At 40.2% G+C, this 17,215-nt stretch carries 26 protein-coding genes; 21 read left to right on the top strand and 5 right to left on the bottom strand.

Features of this window, described 5'->3' with window-relative positions; genetic code table 11:
* Nucleotides 1–68 precede the first annotated feature (68 nt).
* The 5 genes from QUD79_RS01995 to fusA all read right to left on the bottom strand — a co-directional run bounded on the left by QUD79_RS01995 (nt 69) and on the right by fusA (nt 7,488).
* The gene (locus tag QUD79_RS01995) at nt 69–569 is read right to left on the bottom strand and encodes a DUF6702 family protein (protein WP_184425239.1); all 501 of its coding nucleotides are present in this window, start codon (nt 567–569) and stop codon (nt 69–71) included.
* The gene (locus tag QUD79_RS02000) at nt 569–2,929 is read right to left on the bottom strand and encodes a M1 family metallopeptidase (protein ID WP_184425241.1); all 2,361 of its coding nucleotides are present in this window, start codon (nt 2,927–2,929) and stop codon (nt 569–571) included. The genes QUD79_RS01995 and QUD79_RS02000 overlap by 1 nt, the downstream gene beginning before the upstream one ends.
* Before the next feature lie 148 nt (nt 2,930–3,077).
* A complete protein-coding gene (zur, locus tag QUD79_RS02005; RefSeq protein WP_184425357.1) occupies nt 3,078–3,512 on the bottom strand; it encodes a zinc uptake transcriptional repressor Zur in 435 nt (144 codons plus the stop codon).
* A gap of 182 nt (nt 3,513–3,694) precedes the next feature.
* Nucleotides 3,695–5,206: a leucyl aminopeptidase gene (locus QUD79_RS02010; RefSeq protein ID WP_184425243.1), complete on the bottom strand. Its 1,512-nt coding sequence runs from the start codon at nt 5,204–5,206 to the stop codon at nt 3,695–3,697.
* A gap of 194 nt (nt 5,207–5,400) precedes the next feature.
* Entirely contained in the window at nt 5,401–7,488 is a 2,088-nt protein-coding gene (gene fusA / locus QUD79_RS02015; protein WP_184425245.1) for an elongation factor G, read from the bottom strand.
* Between the two features lie 517 nt (nt 7,489–8,005).
* Between fusA and rpsJ the strand changes: the two genes are divergently transcribed.
* From rpsJ to rplO, 21 genes are all read left to right on the top strand, one after another.
* Nucleotides 8,006–8,317, top strand: coding sequence for a 30S ribosomal protein S10 (rpsJ, locus tag QUD79_RS02020; RefSeq protein WP_019026497.1), 312 nt, complete (start codon nt 8,006–8,008; stop codon nt 8,315–8,317).
* Nucleotides 8,318–8,330: 13 nt separating this feature from the next.
* On the top strand, nt 8,331–8,969 hold the full coding sequence (gene rplC / locus QUD79_RS02025; RefSeq protein ID WP_184425247.1) for a 50S ribosomal protein L3: 639 nt from the start codon (nt 8,331–8,333) through the stop codon (nt 8,967–8,969).
* 18 nt (nt 8,970–8,987) lie between these two features.
* Nucleotides 8,988–9,593, top strand: coding sequence for a 50S ribosomal protein L4 (rplD, locus tag QUD79_RS02030; protein ID WP_184425249.1), 606 nt, complete (start codon nt 8,988–8,990; stop codon nt 9,591–9,593).
* Entirely contained in the window at nt 9,590–9,892 is a 303-nt protein-coding gene (gene rplW, locus QUD79_RS02035; RefSeq protein ID WP_184425251.1) for a 50S ribosomal protein L23, read from the top strand. The genes rplD and rplW overlap by 4 nt, the downstream gene beginning before the upstream one ends.
* A gap of 11 nt (nt 9,893–9,903) precedes the next feature.
* Entirely contained in the window at nt 9,904–10,731 is an 828-nt protein-coding gene (gene rplB, locus QUD79_RS02040; protein WP_184425253.1) for a 50S ribosomal protein L2, read from the top strand.
* Between the two features lie 25 nt (nt 10,732–10,756).
* The gene (gene rpsS / locus QUD79_RS02045; RefSeq protein ID WP_184425255.1) at nt 10,757–11,032 is read left to right on the top strand and encodes a 30S ribosomal protein S19; all 276 of its coding nucleotides are present in this window, start codon (nt 10,757–10,759) and stop codon (nt 11,030–11,032) included.
* 11 nt (nt 11,033–11,043) lie between these two features.
* Nucleotides 11,044–11,376, top strand: a complete 333-nt coding sequence (gene rplV / locus QUD79_RS02050; RefSeq protein WP_184425257.1) for a 50S ribosomal protein L22 — start codon at nt 11,044–11,046, stop codon at nt 11,374–11,376.
* An 11-nt stretch (nt 11,377–11,387) separates the two neighbouring features.
* Nucleotides 11,388–12,083, top strand: a complete 696-nt coding sequence (rpsC, locus tag QUD79_RS02055) for a 30S ribosomal protein S3 (RefSeq protein WP_184425259.1) — start codon at nt 11,388–11,390, stop codon at nt 12,081–12,083.
* 10 nt (nt 12,084–12,093) lie between these two features.
* Nucleotides 12,094–12,507 (top strand): 50S ribosomal protein L16, encoded by a 414-nt coding sequence (rplP, locus tag QUD79_RS02060; protein WP_184425261.1) that lies wholly within the window; start codon nt 12,094–12,096, stop codon nt 12,505–12,507.
* Entirely contained in the window at nt 12,507–12,698 is a 192-nt protein-coding gene (rpmC, locus tag QUD79_RS02065) for a 50S ribosomal protein L29 (RefSeq protein ID WP_085300454.1), read from the top strand. Before rplP ends, rpmC begins: the two co-directional genes overlap by 1 nt.
* A complete protein-coding gene (rpsQ, locus tag QUD79_RS02070; RefSeq protein WP_184425263.1) occupies nt 12,698–12,946 on the top strand; it encodes a 30S ribosomal protein S17 in 249 nt (82 codons plus the stop codon). The genes rpmC and rpsQ overlap by 1 nt, the downstream gene beginning before the upstream one ends.
* A 239-nt stretch (nt 12,947–13,185) precedes the next feature.
* Nucleotides 13,186–13,554, top strand: a complete 369-nt coding sequence (rplN, locus tag QUD79_RS02075; RefSeq protein WP_184425265.1) for a 50S ribosomal protein L14 — start codon at nt 13,186–13,188, stop codon at nt 13,552–13,554.
* A 12-nt stretch (nt 13,555–13,566) separates the two neighbouring features.
* Nucleotides 13,567–13,881: a 50S ribosomal protein L24 gene (gene rplX, locus QUD79_RS02080; protein WP_184425267.1), complete on the top strand. Its 315-nt coding sequence runs from the start codon at nt 13,567–13,569 to the stop codon at nt 13,879–13,881.
* Between the two features lie 15 nt (nt 13,882–13,896).
* Entirely contained in the window at nt 13,897–14,436 is a 540-nt protein-coding gene (gene rplE / locus QUD79_RS02085) for a 50S ribosomal protein L5 (RefSeq protein WP_184425269.1), read from the top strand.
* Nucleotides 14,437–14,447: 11 nt separating this feature from the next.
* Nucleotides 14,448–14,753 carry a 30S ribosomal protein S14 gene (gene rpsN, locus QUD79_RS02090; protein WP_184425271.1) on the top strand — a complete coding sequence of 102 codons (306 nt, stop codon included), beginning with the start codon at nt 14,448–14,450 and terminating at the stop codon, nt 14,751–14,753.
* A 19-nt stretch (nt 14,754–14,772) separates the two neighbouring features.
* The gene (rpsH, locus tag QUD79_RS02095) at nt 14,773–15,162 is read left to right on the top strand and encodes a 30S ribosomal protein S8 (protein ID WP_221435232.1); all 390 of its coding nucleotides are present in this window, start codon (nt 14,773–14,775) and stop codon (nt 15,160–15,162) included.
* Between the two features lie 10 nt (nt 15,163–15,172).
* Entirely contained in the window at nt 15,173–15,706 is a 534-nt protein-coding gene (gene rplF / locus QUD79_RS02100; RefSeq protein WP_184425275.1) for a 50S ribosomal protein L6, read from the top strand.
* A gap of 9 nt (nt 15,707–15,715) precedes the next feature.
* Nucleotides 15,716–16,069 carry a 50S ribosomal protein L18 gene (gene rplR / locus QUD79_RS02105; protein WP_184425277.1) on the top strand — a complete coding sequence of 118 codons (354 nt, stop codon included), beginning with the start codon at nt 15,716–15,718 and terminating at the stop codon, nt 16,067–16,069.
* A 9-nt stretch (nt 16,070–16,078) separates the two neighbouring features.
* The gene (gene rpsE, locus QUD79_RS02110; protein ID WP_184425359.1) at nt 16,079–16,585 is read left to right on the top strand and encodes a 30S ribosomal protein S5; all 507 of its coding nucleotides are present in this window, start codon (nt 16,079–16,081) and stop codon (nt 16,583–16,585) included.
* Nucleotides 16,586–16,591: 6 nt separating this feature from the next.
* Nucleotides 16,592–16,771, top strand: a complete 180-nt coding sequence (gene rpmD / locus QUD79_RS02115; RefSeq protein ID WP_184425279.1) for a 50S ribosomal protein L30 — start codon at nt 16,592–16,594, stop codon at nt 16,769–16,771.
* Between the two features lie 2 nt (nt 16,772–16,773).
* Nucleotides 16,774–17,208, top strand: a complete 435-nt coding sequence (gene rplO / locus QUD79_RS02120; protein ID WP_184425281.1) for a 50S ribosomal protein L15 — start codon at nt 16,774–16,776, stop codon at nt 17,206–17,208.
* Nucleotides 17,209–17,215 lie beyond the last annotated feature (7 nt).

Here is a 17,215-nt window from a genome sequence, read left to right on the forward strand (position 1 = left end):
CAAAGCCTAAAGTTAATACTAGTGAACTGATTTTGCATACTTATTTAGTAAATGTAAATCGTTGTCCACTAATTAATGTTATCAATAGTAGCAATTTTATGTGAATTGGTAAAAGTTAAACTACCTTTGATTTTATTATCTTGATAATTCACAGTATTTACTTGTTTGATATAAGTATCGACGAGTAATTCATTTTTTACCACTATTCCAGATAAAAAGTTTTTAAAAGGTGTTTCTTGATAAACATAGATATTACCTTTAACAATTTCTATCCCAACCCAGTTTAGCTTAAGCACTTTGTCTGAGGCTATAATTTTGAAGTGTTTTTCGAAATATAATTGAATATATTTCTCATACTTTTTATGCTCCGGCGAAAAGTGCTCTTGCGATAACTCTGCGATAGTATTTTCTATATCATGAGCGGTAAATTGATGAATCACTTCGAGAGTATTGGTTCTAGGATTAACTGAAATTTCAGTTAATCCAAAGAAGTACTTGTGGGCGAGGACTTGAGAGCCGCTCGCCAATGTGAGTAGCAGCAAAATGCCGCTAAAAAATTTAGTAAACACTAATTACTTTTTTCCTTTTTCTTTGCGCTATCTTCATCAGAATCATCTGTAGATTTAAGCTCAACATTATAATCGCGCATCATATCTGCTTGTTTACGCTTATATAATTCAAAACGAGACTTGATTGGGCGAGCAGGCCAGTAGTTGTTATTAACATTAACATCAGCTGTTTCCCAGTTAGGGTCTAAAGCGATTGCGGTAATCTCTTTATCGCGAATGAATAACTTAGATACCGATTTGGTATTTTTACGCCATATTTCTGCGGGAATACGGACATGCTCTACTTCGCCGTCAGCATAAGTAATATCTAAAATAATTGGCATTACTAGACCACCGAGATTATTGAAGTCGATAATGTAAAAATTTCGGTCATCAACCAATAGGTCTTTTTCCCATTGTTTAAGTTTTTTGTGCTTACTATTGTAAGAGTTACGATCAGCGTTAGTTGCGGTAAATTGATCGTGTTCATTATAAAAATCTAATAACTCTGGTTTATCGGTTGTACGTAGCCAAGCACCTTGATTACGTAAGTCACTAATAAATGTGGGTTTTTCATTTTCTAGTGCACGTTCCCAAGCTTCTTCCACATCAGGATTTTGACTATTAGGACGATATAGGTGTATATCCCCTAGTTCAATATCCACATGATCTGTAGTGTAGAACCAACCGCGCCAGAACCAATCAAGATCAACTGCTGAAGCATCTTCCATTGTGCGGAAGAAGTCTGCAGGTGTAGGGCGTTTAAACTTCCAGCGTTGAGCGTACTCTTTAAAAGCAAAGTCAAATAATTCTCGGCCCATTACTGTTTCACGCAATATATTCAATGCGGTTGCTGGTTTTCCATAAGCATTATTACCAAACTGTAGTATTGACTCTGAGTTAGTCATAATTGGCACTTGGTTATTGCTTTTCATGTAGGTTGTCATATTAGCAGCGTGGCCACGTCGAGAAGGATAGTTCTCTTCCCATGCTTGCTCTGCCAGAAATTGTAAAAATGTATTTAATCCTTCGTCCATCCAAGTCCATTGGCGTTCATCTGAATTTACTATCATGGGAAAGTAGTTATGTCCTACCTCGTGAATAATAACGCCAACTAAGCCATATTTAGTACGACGAGAGTAGGTTTTCTTTCCTGTCTTTTTATCGAGTGTTGGCCGAGGACCGTTAAAAGTGATCATTGGATATTCCATACCACCAACCGGACCATTTACCGAAATAGAAACCGGGTATGGGTAAGCAAATGTATACTTGTTATATTGCTCCATGGTATGAATAATGGCTTCAGTAGAATATTTTTCCCATAAAGGATTACCTTCATTAGGGTAAAATGACATTGCCATGGTATCTGTGCCGCCTTCTTTATAACCTTGCGCGTCCCAAATAAACTTACGACTTGAAGCAAAGGCAAAGTCGCGTACATTCTTAGCGCTAAACTGCCATGTTTTGGTTTTGGTTGAACGAGACTTTTCGTTCGCTAATGCTTCTTCTGGCGTTACAATTAACACTGGTTTTTTTGCCGTTTTTGCTTTAGCTAAGCGTTCTCTCTGCGTATGAGTTAATACTTTTTTCGGGTTTTGTAGTACACCTGTTGAAGCGACAATATGATCAGCGGGAACAGTAATGTTTACCTCATAGTCACCAAACTCTAAAGCGAACTCTCCGTTACCTAAAAACTGTTTGTTTTGCCAACCTACTGCATCGTAATAAGCGGCTGCGCGAGGAAACCAGCTTGCTATTTCATACAAGTAGTTATCGTCTTCTTCAAAGTATTCATAACCTGAGCGACCACCGAGTACTTTTTGCTCGTGTAGCTGGTAATTCCATTCAATATTGAAAACTGTTTTATCACCAGATTGAAGTGGTTTAGGTAGGTCTATTCGCATCATTGTGTTGTTGATAGTGAACGGTATAGGCTTGTTATTGTTATCAACAACTTTAGTTATGCTATATCCACCGTCAAACTTGTCGCCTTCTACTAAACCGCGCATACCATTAAATGATATTTTTTTACCTGGTGCTGTTTTTGTTTGGTTAGTGTACGATTGATTTTTTAAGCGGTTTTGGTCGAGTTGGAGCCATAAGTAGCGTAATGTATCTGGTGACTTATTAATATACTCGATGTTTTCTGAGCCACTTAAACGTTGTGTTTTATCATCAATAGTAATATCAATTTTATAATTAACTTCTTGTTGCCAGTATTGATGGCCTGGTGCGCCCGAAGCGGTACGGTATGTATTAGGCGTTGGAAGTACTTCTTCTAATTGGCGGAACTTATCGTCACTGATACTACTTTTGGCAACGACATTACCCATGCTAAATATACAGAGGCCTAATAGTGCGGTTTGAATTGATATTTTCATATTGTTCCTAATTGCTGAAGGAATTACGGGCTCACAGTTTATATGTCGAATAATAACTAAAAGTTATGAAAAACTATAGAAAATTACGCTAGAAAGAGTAAAAAACAAGATTAAATGTTGAGCGGTAATTTTGTTAGTCAGTACACTTTTATTGGCAGTTCTGACATTTTCCATGCGCTTCTACTACCTGGTGGGTAATAGCAAAACCACTAGCATCCGCCATAGTTCGTAAAGCTAAGTCTAAATGGTTTGATTGAATTTCTTCTACATGACCACAAGCATCACAAATTAATAACTGCACAGGATGATTACAATCACTAAAATGATGGCAAAGTACAAAAGCATTAATTGATTCAATTTTATGAACAAAACCTTGTTTACTTAAAAAATCTAAGGCCCGATAAATAGTGGCGGGCTTAGCAGCCGCATCGATAGACTTTAGCTTATCTAGTAAATCATATGCACCGATAGCGCCCTCATTTTCAGCTAATAAGGTAAATACTTGTTCTCTTGCTGTGGTAAAGCGCACCCCGCGTTTAGCACATACTTTTTGGGCTTTAGATAAAAGTTCTTGGCTAGTCATTGTTTTCATAAAAAAGTTTTTATCAAGTCTAACACAAGAATATTATAATAGGAGTAACATTCATACTAACCCCTATAAGAATTATTTGGTTCTTCATAGTTTGCTTAGCTAAATGGTAACTTAAAAAATAAAAAACCGACTCAGTTTACACCGAGTCGGCTTATTTAATTATACGTTAATATTTATTTTGCGTTGGTGAGGATCCATTCCGTTAATAAACGAACACCGTAACCAGTACCACCTTTAGGAACTTCGCCTTTAGATGAGTCAGCCAAAGCATTACCTGCAATGTCAAGGTGCGCCCAACGTACATCGCCAGCAAAGTGCTGTAAGAAGCTAGCTGCGGTTGTTGCACCAGGACCACCTGTGCCAGTGTTTCTTAGATCGGCTATGTTGCTTTTAAGTTTATCTTTATAGCCTAATGGTAAGCGCCACAGGTTTTCATTCACTTGTTTGCCAGCAAAGGTAAGCTCTTGAACTAATTGATCATCTTCAGAAAAAATTGCGGCATATTCATTACCAACCGCACGCACTTTCGAGCCAGTGAGTGTTGCTACATCTACTAATATTTGCGGCTTATATTTAGTTCTTGCATACCACATAGCATCAGAAAGTACTAAGCGGCCTTCAGCATCAGTGTTAGTTATTTCAACAGTAAGGCCTTCTGCTGTTGTAAGTACATCACCAGGCGCTACCGACTTTTCTGACACCATATTTGCTGCCATACCCATAACGGCAACAACGTTAACTTTGGCTTTGCCTAAAGCAAGTGCTTTAATGGTACCTAGTGCAGCCGCTGCGCCTGCCATATCAACCTTCATATGAGCAATAGAACTATGAGTTTTTATATTATAACCACCTGAATCGAAGGTAATGCCTTTGCCAGCTATGGCAATTGGTGCGTCTTTACTTCCTTCATAATGTGCAACAACAAGTCTAGATCCGCTGGTACTTCCTCGTCCTACACCTTCAAGTGCGCCCATGCCAAGCTTTTTAAGTTCTTTAGGTGAAAGTACTTTAATTTTTACACCAAGTTTTTTTAGTGTTTTAGCTGTTTTTGCAAAGTCTACTGGTGTCAATTCAGTAGCCGTTTCACTCGTTAGATCTCTAGCAAGAAAAACCCCACTTTCTATATGCGATAATGGTGTGTATGCCTCTTGGCTCTGTTGACCATTATCAACATCAAATAAAAAGCTTTTCGTTTGGCGTTTTTCTTTGTGATATTTGTCAAAACGGTAAGATCTCAGGTTAATGCCATGAGCGAGCAGTGCTGTTGCTTGTGCGTTGTTCTGGCCTAAACCATCAGCTGCTACAGTAATTGTATTAACATTGTCATGCTCTAATTGAGCTGATAGGTTACCACCAAGTTTTGTGATTTTATCTTTTGTTAGTGCGTTGTCATCAACACCCACTATTACTACGCGTTGGTAATCGAGGTTAGTCGGTGCTAAAACGGTAACAAATTGAGCATATTTACCTTCAAATTCTCCTGCTTTCATGGCTTTGGTTAATTGACCATTTGTTTTCTTATCGAAAGCAGTAAAAGTATCGTTGGCTACATCTTTACCATGAAATAAGACAAGAGTATCTGACTCTGCGTCAACACTTGTTTTAAAAGAAAAGTTCTCAGCATAGCTAACCGATGCTGATGCTAGCATAGCGATAGCTAATGCTGTTTTAGTTAGTTTTAACATAGTTACACAACCTTCAGTTTAATATTTGGCTATATACTACTGTTATTATGAGTAAAGTTAAATGGCAAGAGACTAACAGGATGTTAATTGCGATGAACAGCAATTTTGTTAGTAGTTGTATAGATAATAAAAGTACCAATAAAAAAGCCCTGCTATATATAGCAGGGCTTTATAAGTGTAATTAAAGGGTAGGCTTATTTTTTAGCGTTACGCTCTTTTACTTCTGCAATAACTTCTTCAGCTACGTTGTTCGGACATGGGTTGTAGTGTGAGAACTCCATAGAGAACTGACCACGACCTGATGTCATCGTACGTAATGATCCGATATAACCAAACATTTCTGAAAGAGGAACGTCTGCTTTAATTCGAACACCCGTAGTACCCGCTTCTTGATCTTTGATCATGCCGCGACGACGGTTTAAATCACCAATTACATCACCAACGTGATCTTCAGGTGTGAAAACATCAACCTTCATGATTGGTTCAATTAACTGAGCGCCCGCTTTTGGAATTGACTGACGGAAAGCGCCTTTAGCAGCTATCTCGAATGCTACAGCAGATGAGTCAACTGCGTGGAAACCACCGTCGAATAATTCAACTTCAACATCAAGTACAGGGAAGCCAGCTAAAACACCAGTATCCATCATGCTCTTGAAACCTTTCTCAACAGCTGGGAAGAATTCTTTAGGAACATTACCACCAACAACTACTGACTTAAATGTAAAGCCTGAGTTTGGCTCACCTGGACGGATACGGTAATCAATTTTACCAAATTGACCAGAACCACCAGATTGTTTCTTATGCGTGTAAGAATCTTCAATTTCTTGAGTAATAGTTTCACGATAAGCAACTTGAGGCTTGCCAACGATTAAGTCAACACCGTAAGTACGCTTAAGAATATCAACTTTAATATCTAAGTGAAGCTCACCCATACCTTTAAGGATAGTTTCACCTGAGTCTTCATCAGTCTCAACTTGGAAAGTTGGATCTTCTGCAACCATTTTACCAATTGCAACACCCATTTTCTCAGAGCCACCTTTATCTTTAGGTGTTACTGAAATTGAGATTACTGGTGCAGGGAAAACCATTGCTTCTAATGTACAAGGGTCTTTCGGATCACATAAAGTATGACCTGTTTGCACGTTTTTCATACCAACAATAGCAATAATATCACCAGCTTGAGCTTCTGTAAGTTCAGTACGGTCTTCCGCTTGCATTTCACACATACGGCCAATACGTTCAGTCTTACCGGTGAATGAGTTCAGAATAGTATCACCTTTTTTCAACTTACCTGAGTAGATACGTACGAAAGTTAATGCACCAAAACGGTCATCCATAATCTTGAATGCCAACGCTTTGAAGGTTTCTTTTGCATCAACAATAGCGAATTTACCAGTAGGCTCGCCTTCTTCATCAGTTAATGGTTGAGGTTTAACTTCTGTCGGTGATGGTAAGTAGTCTACAACCGCATCAAGTACTAACTGCATACCTTTGTTTTTAAATGCAGAACCACAGTATGTAGGAAAGAATAATAATTCGTTGGTACCTTTACGGATACATGCTTTAATTTGCTCTTCAGTCGGTGTAAGTTCACCTTCTAAATATTCCATTAATAAATCTTCGTCAGCTTCTAAAGCTGTTTCGATCATTTGTTCACGGTATAAAGCAGCGTCATCAACCATATGTGCTGGAATATCTGTTACTTCGTAGTTTTCAGGAATACCAGTATCGTCCCAAACATAAGCTTTTTGAGTTAATACGTCGACAACACCAACGAAATCATCTTCTTCACCAATAGGTAAAGTCATAATAAGTGGATGAGCACCTAATACGTTTTTAACTTGATCAGTAACTCGGTAAAAGTTAGCGCCTAAACGGTCTAATTTGTTAACGAAAATTAAACGCGCTACTTTTGAATCGTTTGCATAGCGCCAGTTCGTTTCTGACTGAGGCTCAACACCACCGCTACCACAGAAAACACCAATACCACCATCAAGTACTTTTAATGAACGATAAACTTCTACAGTGAAGTCAACGTGGCCAGGAGTGTCAATTACGTTAAAACGATGTCCTTTCCATTCACATGTAACAGCAGCAGACTGGATAGTAATACCACGCTCGGCTTCTTGCTCCATGAAGTCAGTTGTTGACTCACCGTCATGCGTTTCGCCCGCTTTATGGATTTTGCCTGTTAATTTTAGGATACGTTCAGTTGTCGTTGTCTTACCAGCATCAACGTGAGCGAATATACCAATGTTTCTATATTTAGATAAATCTGCCATTAGGTTACTCTATTTTAAAAAATGAATTGTTGAAAATTTGCGCGCGAGTATACCAGAAGTTATTTTAAACCTACACCTAAAATTAATAATTATCGGTTGGTAAGTACAGAGTGAAAGGGGGTTGCTGAACGTTATTTTTCCGTTAAGTGTTTGTTTTAAAGTAACTAATGTGTGATGGTTTATGGTTTTATTAGAGTTGTAAAAAACTTCATGATCTAATCATTGTGAGGGTAACTATGTAAATAACGACACGAAAATAGCTCTGCTATATATAGCAGAGCTTATGACAAACTTGCTATTAATTACCATCTAATTGCTTGTTATTTGTTATCTGTTATGTATAATACGCATCCACGTTTGGCTCAGGCCTTGTGGAAATACTAAATAATGCATTGCTTTATTTAGTCATACAGCAACCCCGATTGGGGGTTGAATGTTTATAGCGATACACCCCCCTTTTCAATAAAAAGGTGATGGGCTGTATTTTGTTGTTCTTTATAAAATGGGGATTTGATTAATGTCAAATCAAAGAATTCGCATTCGTTTGAAAGCGTTCGATCATCGTTTGATTGATCAATCAACAGCTGAAATCGTAGATACAGCTAAGCGTACAGGCGCTCAGGTTCGTGGTCCAATTCCACTTCCTACTCGCAAAGAACGTTTCACTATCTTGACTTCACCACACGTTAACAAAGATGCGCGTGATCAGTACGAAATTCGTACTCACAAGCGTTTAATTGATATCGTAGAACCAACTGAAAAGACTGTAGACGCATTAATGCGCTTAGACTTAGCAGCTGGTGTTGACGTTCAAATTAGCTTGGGTTAATAGGAGTTTTAACATGACTATAGGTCTAGTTGGACGTAAAGTGGGTATGACTCGCATCTTCACAGAAGATGGTGTTTCTACTCCTGTTACAGTCCTAGAAGTTGAAGCCAACCGTGTTGCTCAGGTTAAAACTGTAGACAACGATGGTTATTCAGCTATTCAAGTAACTACTGGTACTAAAAAAGCAAACCGAGTAAACAAGCCGGCAGCTGGCCACTTTGCGAAAGCAGGTGTTGAAGCAGGTCGCGGTTTATGGGAATTCCGTTTAACGGAAGGTGAAGGTGCTGAATTAGCTACAGGTAGCGAAATTACTGTTGAAGTTTTCAACGAAACAAAATTAGTAGACGTAACCGGCACATCTAAAGGTAAAGGTTTCCAAGGTGGTATTAAACGTTGGAATTTCCGTACCCAAGATATGACACATGGTAACTCACTATCGCATCGTTCTAATGGTTCGATCGGTCAGTGTCAAACACCAGGTCGCGTATTTAAAGGCAAAAAAATGTCTGGTCACATGGGTGCTGTTCGTGTAACGACACAAAACCTTGAATTGGTTCGCGTTGACGCAGAACGTAACTTGCTCCTTATCAAAGGTGCGGTTCCGGGTGCAATCAACGGTAACGTAATCATTAAACCAGCTGTTAAAGCCTAACGTCTGAGGAGAATTTTGATGGAATTAGCATTAAAAGATGCGTCAGGCGCTCTTGAAGTTTCTGAAGCAACTTTCGGACGTGAGTTCAATGAAGCATTAGTACACCAAGTAGTAGTTGCATATGCAGCTGGTGCTCGTCAAGGTACGCGTGCTCAGAAAACTCGTTCTGAAGTAAGCGGCGGTGGTGCAAAACCGTGGCGTCAAAAAGGTACTGGCCGTGCGCGTGCTGGTACAACTCGTGGTCCAATTTGGAGATCTGGTGGCGTAACATTCGCTGCTAAGCCTCAAGATCACAGCCAAAAAGTAAACCGTAAAATGTACCGTGGTGCTATAGCTAGCATTTTATCTGAGTTAGTTCGTCAAGAACGCTTAGTAGTGGTAAATGATTTTGCAGTTGAAACGCCTAAAACTAAAGAATTAGTGGCTAAGTTAAAAGGGTTAGAGTTAAAAGATGTATTAATCGTAACTCCAGAAGTTGATGAGAACTTGTTCTTATCTGCTCGTAACCTTTATAAAGTTGATGTTCGCGATGTAGCGGGTATTGACCCAGTTAGCTTAGTAGGTTTTGAAAAAGTATTGATGACTGCTTCTGCAGTTAAGCAAATTGAGGAGATGTTAGCATGATAAGCGAAGAACGTTTGTTAAAAGTGCTATTGGCACCGAACATTTCTGAGAAAAGCACAATGGCTGCTGAAGCAAACAACACAGTTGTTTTCAAAGTAGCAACTGATGCTAAAAAAGCTGAAATCAAAGCTGCTGTTGAAAAACTTTTCGAAGTTAAAGTTGAAGGTGTTCGTACCTTGAATGTTAAGGGTAAAACAAAGCGTACAGGTGCTCGTTTTGGTCGCAGAAGCGACTGGAAAAAAGCGTACGTTACTCTTGCTGAAGGTTCTGATATCGACTTCGTTGGCGCAGAAGCATAGGAGAGGGATAAATGGCTATAGTAAAATGTAAACCAACTTCTCCGGGTCGTCGTCACTTAGTTAAAGTGGTTACCCCTGAGTTGCACAAAGGTAAGCCTTACGCACCATTGTTAGATACTAAATCTAAATCTGGTGGTCGTAATAACAACGGTCGTATTACCGTTCGTCATATTGGTGGTGGTCATAAACAACACTATCGTTTGATTGACTTTAAGCGTAATAAAGACGGTATCCCTGCAAAAGTAGAGCGTTTGGAATATGATCCAAACCGTACTGCTAATATTGCATTAGTATTATATGCAGACGGTGAGCGTCGCTACATTTTAGCCCCTAAAGGCTTAAAAGCTGGTGATGTAATCCAGTCTGGTGTTGATGCGCCAATTAAAGCAGGTAATACAATGACTTTGCGTAACACGCCATTAGGTAGTGTTGTGCATGCAATCGAACTTAAACCAGGTAAAGGTGCTCAAATCGCTCGTGCGGCAGGTGCTTATGCTCAGTTAGTTGCTAAAGACGGTGCTTATGTCACTTTACGTCTTCGTTCAGGCGAAACGCGTAAGATAGAAGCAGAATGTCGTGCAACTCTTGGTGAAATCGGTAACGGTGAACACATGCTACGCTCTTTGGGTAAAGCAGGTGCATCTCGTTGGCGTGGTGTTCGCCCAACTGTTCGTGGTGTTGCCATGAACCCAGTTGACCATCCACACGGTGGTGGTGAAGGTAGATCTTCAGGCGGACGTCATCCGGTATCTCCTTGGGGTGTACCAACTAAGGGTTATAAGACTCGTAGCAACAAGCGTACTGATAAATTTATCGTGCGTAATCGTACTAAAAAATAGTACTCATTAATTAAGAGGAATCACCATGCCACGTTCTCTCAAGAAAGGTCCATTTATCGACCTGCACTTGTTGACGAAGGTAGAGAAAGCTCTGGAAAGCGGGAATAAAAAGCCAATTAAAACTTGGTCCCGTCGTTCAATGATCATACCAAATATGATCGGATTGACCATAGCTGTCCATAATGGCCGTCAACACGTTCCTGTATTTGTAACCGAAGAAATGATCGGTCACAAATTGGGTGAATTTGCACCAACTCGTACTTATCGCGGCCACGTCGCTGATAAGAAAGCGAAAAGATAAGGGGAAGTTAGATGGAAGCTATTGCTAAACATAAATTTGCCCGTGGTTCTGCGCAGAAAGCACGTTTAGTTGTGGATCAAATCCGCGGCTTAAGCGTTGAGAAAGCTTTAGAAGTTCTTGAGTTCAGCAACAAATCAGCTGCTGATCTTGTGAAAAAAGTTTTAAACTCAGCTATCGCAAACGCAGAGCACAACGAAGGTGCAGACATTGATGAATTATTCGTTAAAACTATAATGGTTGACGATGGTCCTACAATGAAACGTATCAAACCTCGTGCGAAAGGTCGTGCGGATCGTATCCTTAAGCGTACAAGTCACATTACTGTGATTGTCGCTGATAGCTAGGAGATATTAGAATGGGTCAAAAAGTCCATCCAAATGGTATTCGCTTAGGTATCACTAAACCTTTCGCGTCTACTTGGTTTGCAAGTAATAAAGATTTTGCAGATAACTTACACGGTGACCATTTGGTTCGTGCATATTTATCTGAAAAGCTTAAGCGTGCATCATTATCAAAAATCGTAATTGAACGTCCAGCTAAGTCAATCCGCGTAACAATTCACACGGCTCGTCCAGGTGTTGTTATCGGTAAGAAAGGCGAAGATGTAGAAAAATTACGTTTACAAGTATCTAAAATTGCTGGTGTTCCTGCTCAAATCAACATCGCTGAAGTTCGTAAGCCAGAAATGGATGCGCAGCTTGTTGCTGACAGTATCGGTAGTCAATTAGAACGTCGTGTTATGTTCCGTCGTGCGATGAAGCGCGCAGTTCAAAACGCAATGCGTTTAGGTGCTAAGGGTATCAAAGTTGAAGTAAGTGGTCGTTTAGGCGGCGCTGATATTGCTCGTACAGAATGGTATCGTGAAGGTCGTGTGCCTTTACATACATTACGTGCTGATATCGACTACGCAATTGCGCGTGGTGAAACAACGTATGGTACTATTGGTGTAAAAGTTTGGATTTTCAAAGGTGAAGTAATTGGTAACATGCCATTAGTGGCAGAGCAGCCAGCAGCTAAACCTAAGAAAAGAAATAACCGCAAGAGCAAGTAGGGGATAAGTAATGTTACAACCAAAACGTACTAAATTCCGTAAGCAATTTAAATTGCGCAACCGCGGTCTTGCACAAGTAGGTAGTTCAGTTAGCTTCGGTACTTACGGGTTAAAATCAACTGAACGTGGTCGTATGACTGCGCGTCAAATTGAATCAGCTCGTCGTGCGATGACTCGTCACGTTAAGCGTCAAGGTAAAATTTGGATCCGAGTATTCCCAGATAAGCCAATTACCAAAAAACCTCTTGAGGTTCGTATGGGTAAAGGTAAAGGTTCTGTAGAATATTGGGTATGTCAAATTCTACCAGGTCGTGTTCTTTATGAAATGGAAGGTGTATCTGAAGAATTGGCACGTGAAGCATTTGCATTAGCAGCTGCTAAATTGCCATTCAAAACAACCTTCGTAACTAGAACGGTGATGTAATGAAAGCAAGCGAACTTAAAGAAAAAAGCATTGAAGAGCTAAACGCTGAATTGCTTAGTTTGTTGCGCGAACAGTTTAACTATCGCATGCAAGCTAGCACGGGCCAATTAGCACAAACTCATTTGCTAAGAACGGTACGTCGCAATATAGCACGTGTTAAGACTATCATAACTGAAAAGGCTGGTAAGTAATGAGCGATAAAATTCGTACAGTACAAGGTCGTGTTGTCAGTGACAAAATGGAAAAGTCTATCACTGTCCTGATTGAGCGACGTGTTAAGCACCCTATTTACGGTAAGTTCATTACGCGTTCAACTAAGTTGAAAGCTCATGATGAAACTAACCAATGTAATGAAGGTGATTTTGTAACTATTCGTGAATGTGCACCTATCTCTAAGACCAAGTCTTGGACATTAGTAGACATTATCACTAAAGCTTAGTTAATAAGTTTTAATAGTTAATAAAAACGACTCCTTAGGAGTCGTTTTTTTATTACTGTATTTCAAATGCGTTTTTTTATTTAGACCAATAAAAATTGTTTAAATAAAGTACCACTTTTATTTTAGTGGTGTTATAATCTCGCGCCCGCTTGTTTTGAGCGGGTTTGAAAGGCAGTGACGGGTCGGATTTTTGGCCTTGAATTTAATCTTTTATTAGATATAGAGCGGAGCACATATAAATGATCCAAATGCAAACACAGCTAGACGTTGCTGATAACAGTGGCGCTCGACGCGTGCAATGTATTAAGGTCCTTGGTGGCTCGCACCGTCGCTATGCACGCATAGGTGATATCATCAAAGTTGCAGTGAAGGAAGCAATTCCTCGCGGTAAAGTTAAGAAAGGTGATGTCCTTACAGCGGTAGTGGTGCGCACTAAAAAGGGCGTACGTCGTTCAGATGGCTCAGCCATTCGATTTGACGGAAACGCGGCAGTAATGTTGAATGCTAACTTACAGCCAATTGGTACTCGTATTTTCGGTCCTGTGACTCGTGAACTTCGTAATGAGAAGTTTATGAAAATCGTTTCACTTGCTCCAGAAGTACTATAAGGAGTCACGATAATGGCATCTAAAATTCGTCGTGATGATGAAGTAATCGTACTAGCAGGAAAAGACAAGGGCAAGACTGGTAAAGTCACTAAAGTGCTTGTTGAAGACAGCAAAGTATTTGTAGAAGGCGTAAACCTAATCAAGAAACACACTAAGCCTGTACCTCAGTTACAGCAGCCTGGTGGGATTGTTGAGAAAGAAGCACCTCTACATGTTTCAAATGTAGCGATCGTTAACCCTAAAACGGGTAAAGCTGATCGTATAGGTTTTAGAGTTGAAGATGGTAAAAAAGTACGCTTCTTCAAATCTAATAACGAACTAGTTTAATTATTGGAGTAAACGATGGCGAAACTGCATGATTTTTACAAAGATACCGTTGTAGCCGATCTTCAAAAGAAGTTCGAATACAAAAGTGTCATGCAAGTCCCTCGGATTGAAAAGATCACCCTTAACATGGGTGTTGGCGAAGCCATTTCTGACAAGAAAGTGCTTGAGCATGCCACGAATGATCTTACTGCAATCTCAGGACAAAAGCCTATTACGACTGTAGCACGCAAATCTGTTGCGGGCTTTAAGATTCGTGAAGGTTATCCTATTGGCGCAAAAGTAACTCTACGCGGCGAACGTATGTGGGAATTTTTAGAGCGTTTAATCTCTATTTCAGTTCCTCGTATTCGTGATTTCCGTGGCTTGAACCCTAAATCGTTCGATGGCCGTGGTAATTATAGCATGGGTGTACGTGAGCAAATTATTTTCCCAGAGATCGATTATGATAAAATCGATAAGATTCGTGGTTTGGATATTACTATCACAACGACTGCGAAATCTAATGAGGAAGGTCATGCGTTGCTGACTGCCTTTAACTTCCCGTTTAAGAAATAAGGTGTAGAGTTATGGCTAAATCGTCAATGAAAGCTCGTGAAGCAAAACGAACCAAATTAGTAGCACAATATGCTGAAAAGCGTGCTGCATTAAAAGCAATCATCTCTAGCGTTAATTCTTCTGAAGAAGAGCGTTGGGATGCCGTATTAAAACTTCAAGCTTTACCTCGTGATTCGAGTTCTTCACGTCAACGTAATCGTTGTAATGTGACGGGTCGTCCGCATGGTTATTTACGCAAATTCGGTTTAAGCCGTATTAAATTGCGTGAGACTATGATGCGTGGTGAAGTTCCAGGTCTTAAGAAAGCTAGTTGGTAATTCACGGGAGTAAATGGTTATGATGACTGATCCTATCGCGGACATGTTTACACGCATCCGCAACGGTCAATCTGCAGCAAAAACTGCAGTAAAAATGCCATCTTCTAAGGTAAAAGTTGCAATTGCTAACTTGCTTAAAGAAGAAGGCTATATTTCAGATTTCTCAGTATCAGGTGATTTAAAACCTGAACTAACTGTAGAATTGAAGTATTTTGAAGGTAAAGAAGTAATTGAAACAATCAAACGTGTTTCACGTCCAGGTTTACGCGTATACAAAGGTAGCAATGAGCTTCCTAAAGTATTAGCAGGCATGGGTATTGCGATTGTTTCTACTTCTAAAGGTATGATGACGGATCGCGCCGCTCGCTCTGCGAGTCTTGGTGGCGAAATCATCGGTTTCGTAGCGTAAGGAGCAAATTATGTCTCGTGTTGCAAAAGCACCTGTCGAAGTTCCTGCGGGCGTAACTGTTACGTTATCAGGTCAAGACATTAAAGTTAAAGGTTCAGCTGGTGAACTTTCACGTACTCTACATAGTTTAGTAAGTGTATCTCAAGAAGATAACCTTATAACAACTGGCGTAGTTTCTGAAAGTAAAGAAGCTTGGGCTCAAGCAGGTACTACACGCTCACTAATCAATAATATGGTTATTGGTGTAAATACTGGCTTTGAAAAAAGATTGGTTTTAAACGGTGTTGGTTACCGTGCGAAAGCTGAAGGTAAAAATTTAAACTTATCTCTAGGTTTTTCACATCCAGTTAACTACACAATTCCTGAAGGAATTACTGTTGAAACTCCGACCCAAACTGAAGTGGTACTGAAAGGTGCTGATAAACATTTAGTTGGTCAAGTCGCAGCGAACATTCGCGCTTACCGTAAGCCAGAGCCTTATAAAGGTAAAGGTATTCGTTATAGCGATGAGAATGTACGTCGTAAAGAAGCTAAGAAGAAGTAGGGTAATACGATGGATAAGAAAACATCTCGTTTACGCCGTGCAAAGCGTGCACGTGCTAAAATCAGCGAGTTGGGTGCGAATCGTTTAGTTGTATTCCGTACTCCTCGTCATATTTACGCGCAATTGATCGCACCAACGGGTTCTGAAGTAATCGCATCTGCGTCTACTTTAGACAAAGAAGTTAGTGCTCAGGTTGAAAAAACAGGTAACATTGCTGCTGCAACTGCAGTTGGCAAAGCTATCGCTGAACGCGCAAAAGCAAAAGGCATAGAGTCTGTAGCATTTGATCGCTCGGGTTTCCGTTACCATGGACGCGTAAAAGCGTTGGCAGAAGCAGCTCGCGAAGCTGGTCTGCAGTTCTAGGAGTTGATGATGGCTAATGTAGAAAACACACAACAACAAACTGATATGGCTGAAAAGCTAATCGCTGTTAACCGCGTTTCAAAAGTGGTTAAAGGTGGTCGTATATTCAGTTTCACCGCACTAACTGTAGTTGGTGATGGTAACGGCCGCGTTGGTTTTGGTTATGGTAAGGCACGTGAAGTACCTGCTGCAATCCAAAAAGCAATGGAAAAGGCTCGTCGTAACTTAGTAACTATTGATTTGAAGGGTACTACTCTTCAGCATCCTATTAAAGGACGTCATTCAGGTTCTAAAGTTTACATGCAACCAGCTTCTGAAGGTACAGGTATCATTGCCGGTGGCGCAATGCGTGCAGTACTTGAAGTTGCAGGCGTACAGAACGTATTGTCAAAAGCATACGGTTCTACTAACCCAATCAACGTAGTTCGCGCTACGGTATCTGCTCTAGCGAATATGAAGTCGCCAGAAGCAGTTGCTGCTAAGCGTGGAAAAAGCGTTGCAGATATCTTGGGGTAATTGAGCATGGCTAAAACAGTAAAAGTAACTCAAGTAAAAAGTTCTATTGGTCGTTTACCGAAACATAGAGCTACATTGAAGGGTCTTGGTTTACGTCGTATCAACCATACAGTAGAGTTAGAAGACACTCCATCTGTACGTGGTATGATTAACCGAGTATCTTATATGATTAAGGTGGAGGATTAATAATGCATTTAAATACTTTATCTCCTGCACCAGGCGCTAAGAAAGCCAAGAAACGCTGTGGTCGTGGTATTGGTTCAGGCTTAGGCAAAACTGGTGGTCGTGGTCACAAAGGTCAGAAGTCACGTTCTGGCGGTAGTGTTCGTCCTGGTTTTGAAGGCGGTCAAATGCCATTGAAACAACGTTTACCTAAATTTGGTTTTACGTCGCGTAAATCTTTAGTTAACGCTGAAGTACGCTTACATGAACTAAATAGCATCACTGGTGATGTTGTTGATATTCATGCGCTTAAAGACGCTAACTTAATTACACGTAACATTGTGACAGCAAAAATTATGTTGTCTGGCGAGATTACTCGTCCAATCACTGTTCGTGGTTTAGGTGTAACTAAAGGTGCTCGTGCGGCTATTGAAGCTGCCGGTGGCAAAATCGAGGAATAATACAGAT

Origin of the sequence: Thalassotalea piscium (genome assembly GCF_030295935.1) — a bacterium.
Classification (GTDB): Bacteria; Pseudomonadota; Gammaproteobacteria; order Enterobacterales; family Alteromonadaceae; genus Thalassotalea_B; species Thalassotalea_B piscium.

Coding starts and splice junctions, on each gene's coding strand:
- rplR (WP_184425277.1), top strand. CDS start 15,716: ATGGATAAGAAAACATCTCGTTTACGCCGTGCAAAGCGTGCACGTGCT.
- rplC (WP_184425247.1), top strand. CDS start 8,331: ATGACTATAGGTCTAGTTGGACGTAAAGTGGGTATGACTCGCATCTTC.
- rpsH (WP_221435232.1), top strand. CDS start 14,773: ATGATGACTGATCCTATCGCGGACATGTTTACACGCATCCGCAACGGT.
- rpsC (WP_184425259.1), top strand. CDS start 11,388: ATGGGTCAAAAAGTCCATCCAAATGGTATTCGCTTAGGTATCACTAAA.
- rplE (WP_184425269.1), top strand. CDS start 13,897: ATGGCGAAACTGCATGATTTTTACAAAGATACCGTTGTAGCCGATCTT.
- rpsJ (WP_019026497.1), top strand. CDS start 8,006: ATGTCAAATCAAAGAATTCGCATTCGTTTGAAAGCGTTCGATCATCGT.
- rplV (WP_184425257.1), top strand. CDS start 11,044: ATGGAAGCTATTGCTAAACATAAATTTGCCCGTGGTTCTGCGCAGAAA.
- rplP (WP_184425261.1), top strand. CDS start 12,094: ATGTTACAACCAAAACGTACTAAATTCCGTAAGCAATTTAAATTGCGC.
- rpsE (WP_184425359.1), top strand. CDS start 16,079: ATGGCTAATGTAGAAAACACACAACAACAAACTGATATGGCTGAAAAG.
- fusA (WP_184425245.1), bottom strand. CDS start 7,488: ATGGCAGATTTATCTAAATATAGAAACATTGGTATATTCGCTCACGTT.
- QUD79_RS02000 (WP_184425241.1), bottom strand. CDS start 2,929: ATGAAAATATCAATTCAAACCGCACTATTAGGCCTCTGTATATTTAGC.
- QUD79_RS02010 (WP_184425243.1), bottom strand. CDS start 5,206: ATGTTAAAACTAACTAAAACAGCATTAGCTATCGCTATGCTAGCATCA.
- rplD (WP_184425249.1), top strand. CDS start 8,988: ATGGAATTAGCATTAAAAGATGCGTCAGGCGCTCTTGAAGTTTCTGAA.
- zur (WP_184425357.1), bottom strand. CDS start 3,512: ATGACTAGCCAAGAACTTTTATCTAAAGCCCAAAAAGTATGTGCTAAA.
- rpsS (WP_184425255.1), top strand. CDS start 10,757: ATGCCACGTTCTCTCAAGAAAGGTCCATTTATCGACCTGCACTTGTTG.
- rpsQ (WP_184425263.1), top strand. CDS start 12,698: ATGAGCGATAAAATTCGTACAGTACAAGGTCGTGTTGTCAGTGACAAA.
- rplX (WP_184425267.1), top strand. CDS start 13,567: ATGGCATCTAAAATTCGTCGTGATGATGAAGTAATCGTACTAGCAGGA.
- rplB (WP_184425253.1), top strand. CDS start 9,904: ATGGCTATAGTAAAATGTAAACCAACTTCTCCGGGTCGTCGTCACTTA.
- rpmD (WP_184425279.1), top strand. CDS start 16,592: ATGGCTAAAACAGTAAAAGTAACTCAAGTAAAAAGTTCTATTGGTCGT.
- rpmC (WP_085300454.1), top strand. CDS start 12,507: ATGAAAGCAAGCGAACTTAAAGAAAAAAGCATTGAAGAGCTAAACGCT.
- rplO (WP_184425281.1), top strand. CDS start 16,774: ATGCATTTAAATACTTTATCTCCTGCACCAGGCGCTAAGAAAGCCAAG.
- rplN (WP_184425265.1), top strand. CDS start 13,186: ATGATCCAAATGCAAACACAGCTAGACGTTGCTGATAACAGTGGCGCT.
- rpsN (WP_184425271.1), top strand. CDS start 14,448: ATGGCTAAATCGTCAATGAAAGCTCGTGAAGCAAAACGAACCAAATTA.
- rplW (WP_184425251.1), top strand. CDS start 9,590: ATGATAAGCGAAGAACGTTTGTTAAAAGTGCTATTGGCACCGAACATT.
- rplF (WP_184425275.1), top strand. CDS start 15,173: ATGTCTCGTGTTGCAAAAGCACCTGTCGAAGTTCCTGCGGGCGTAACT.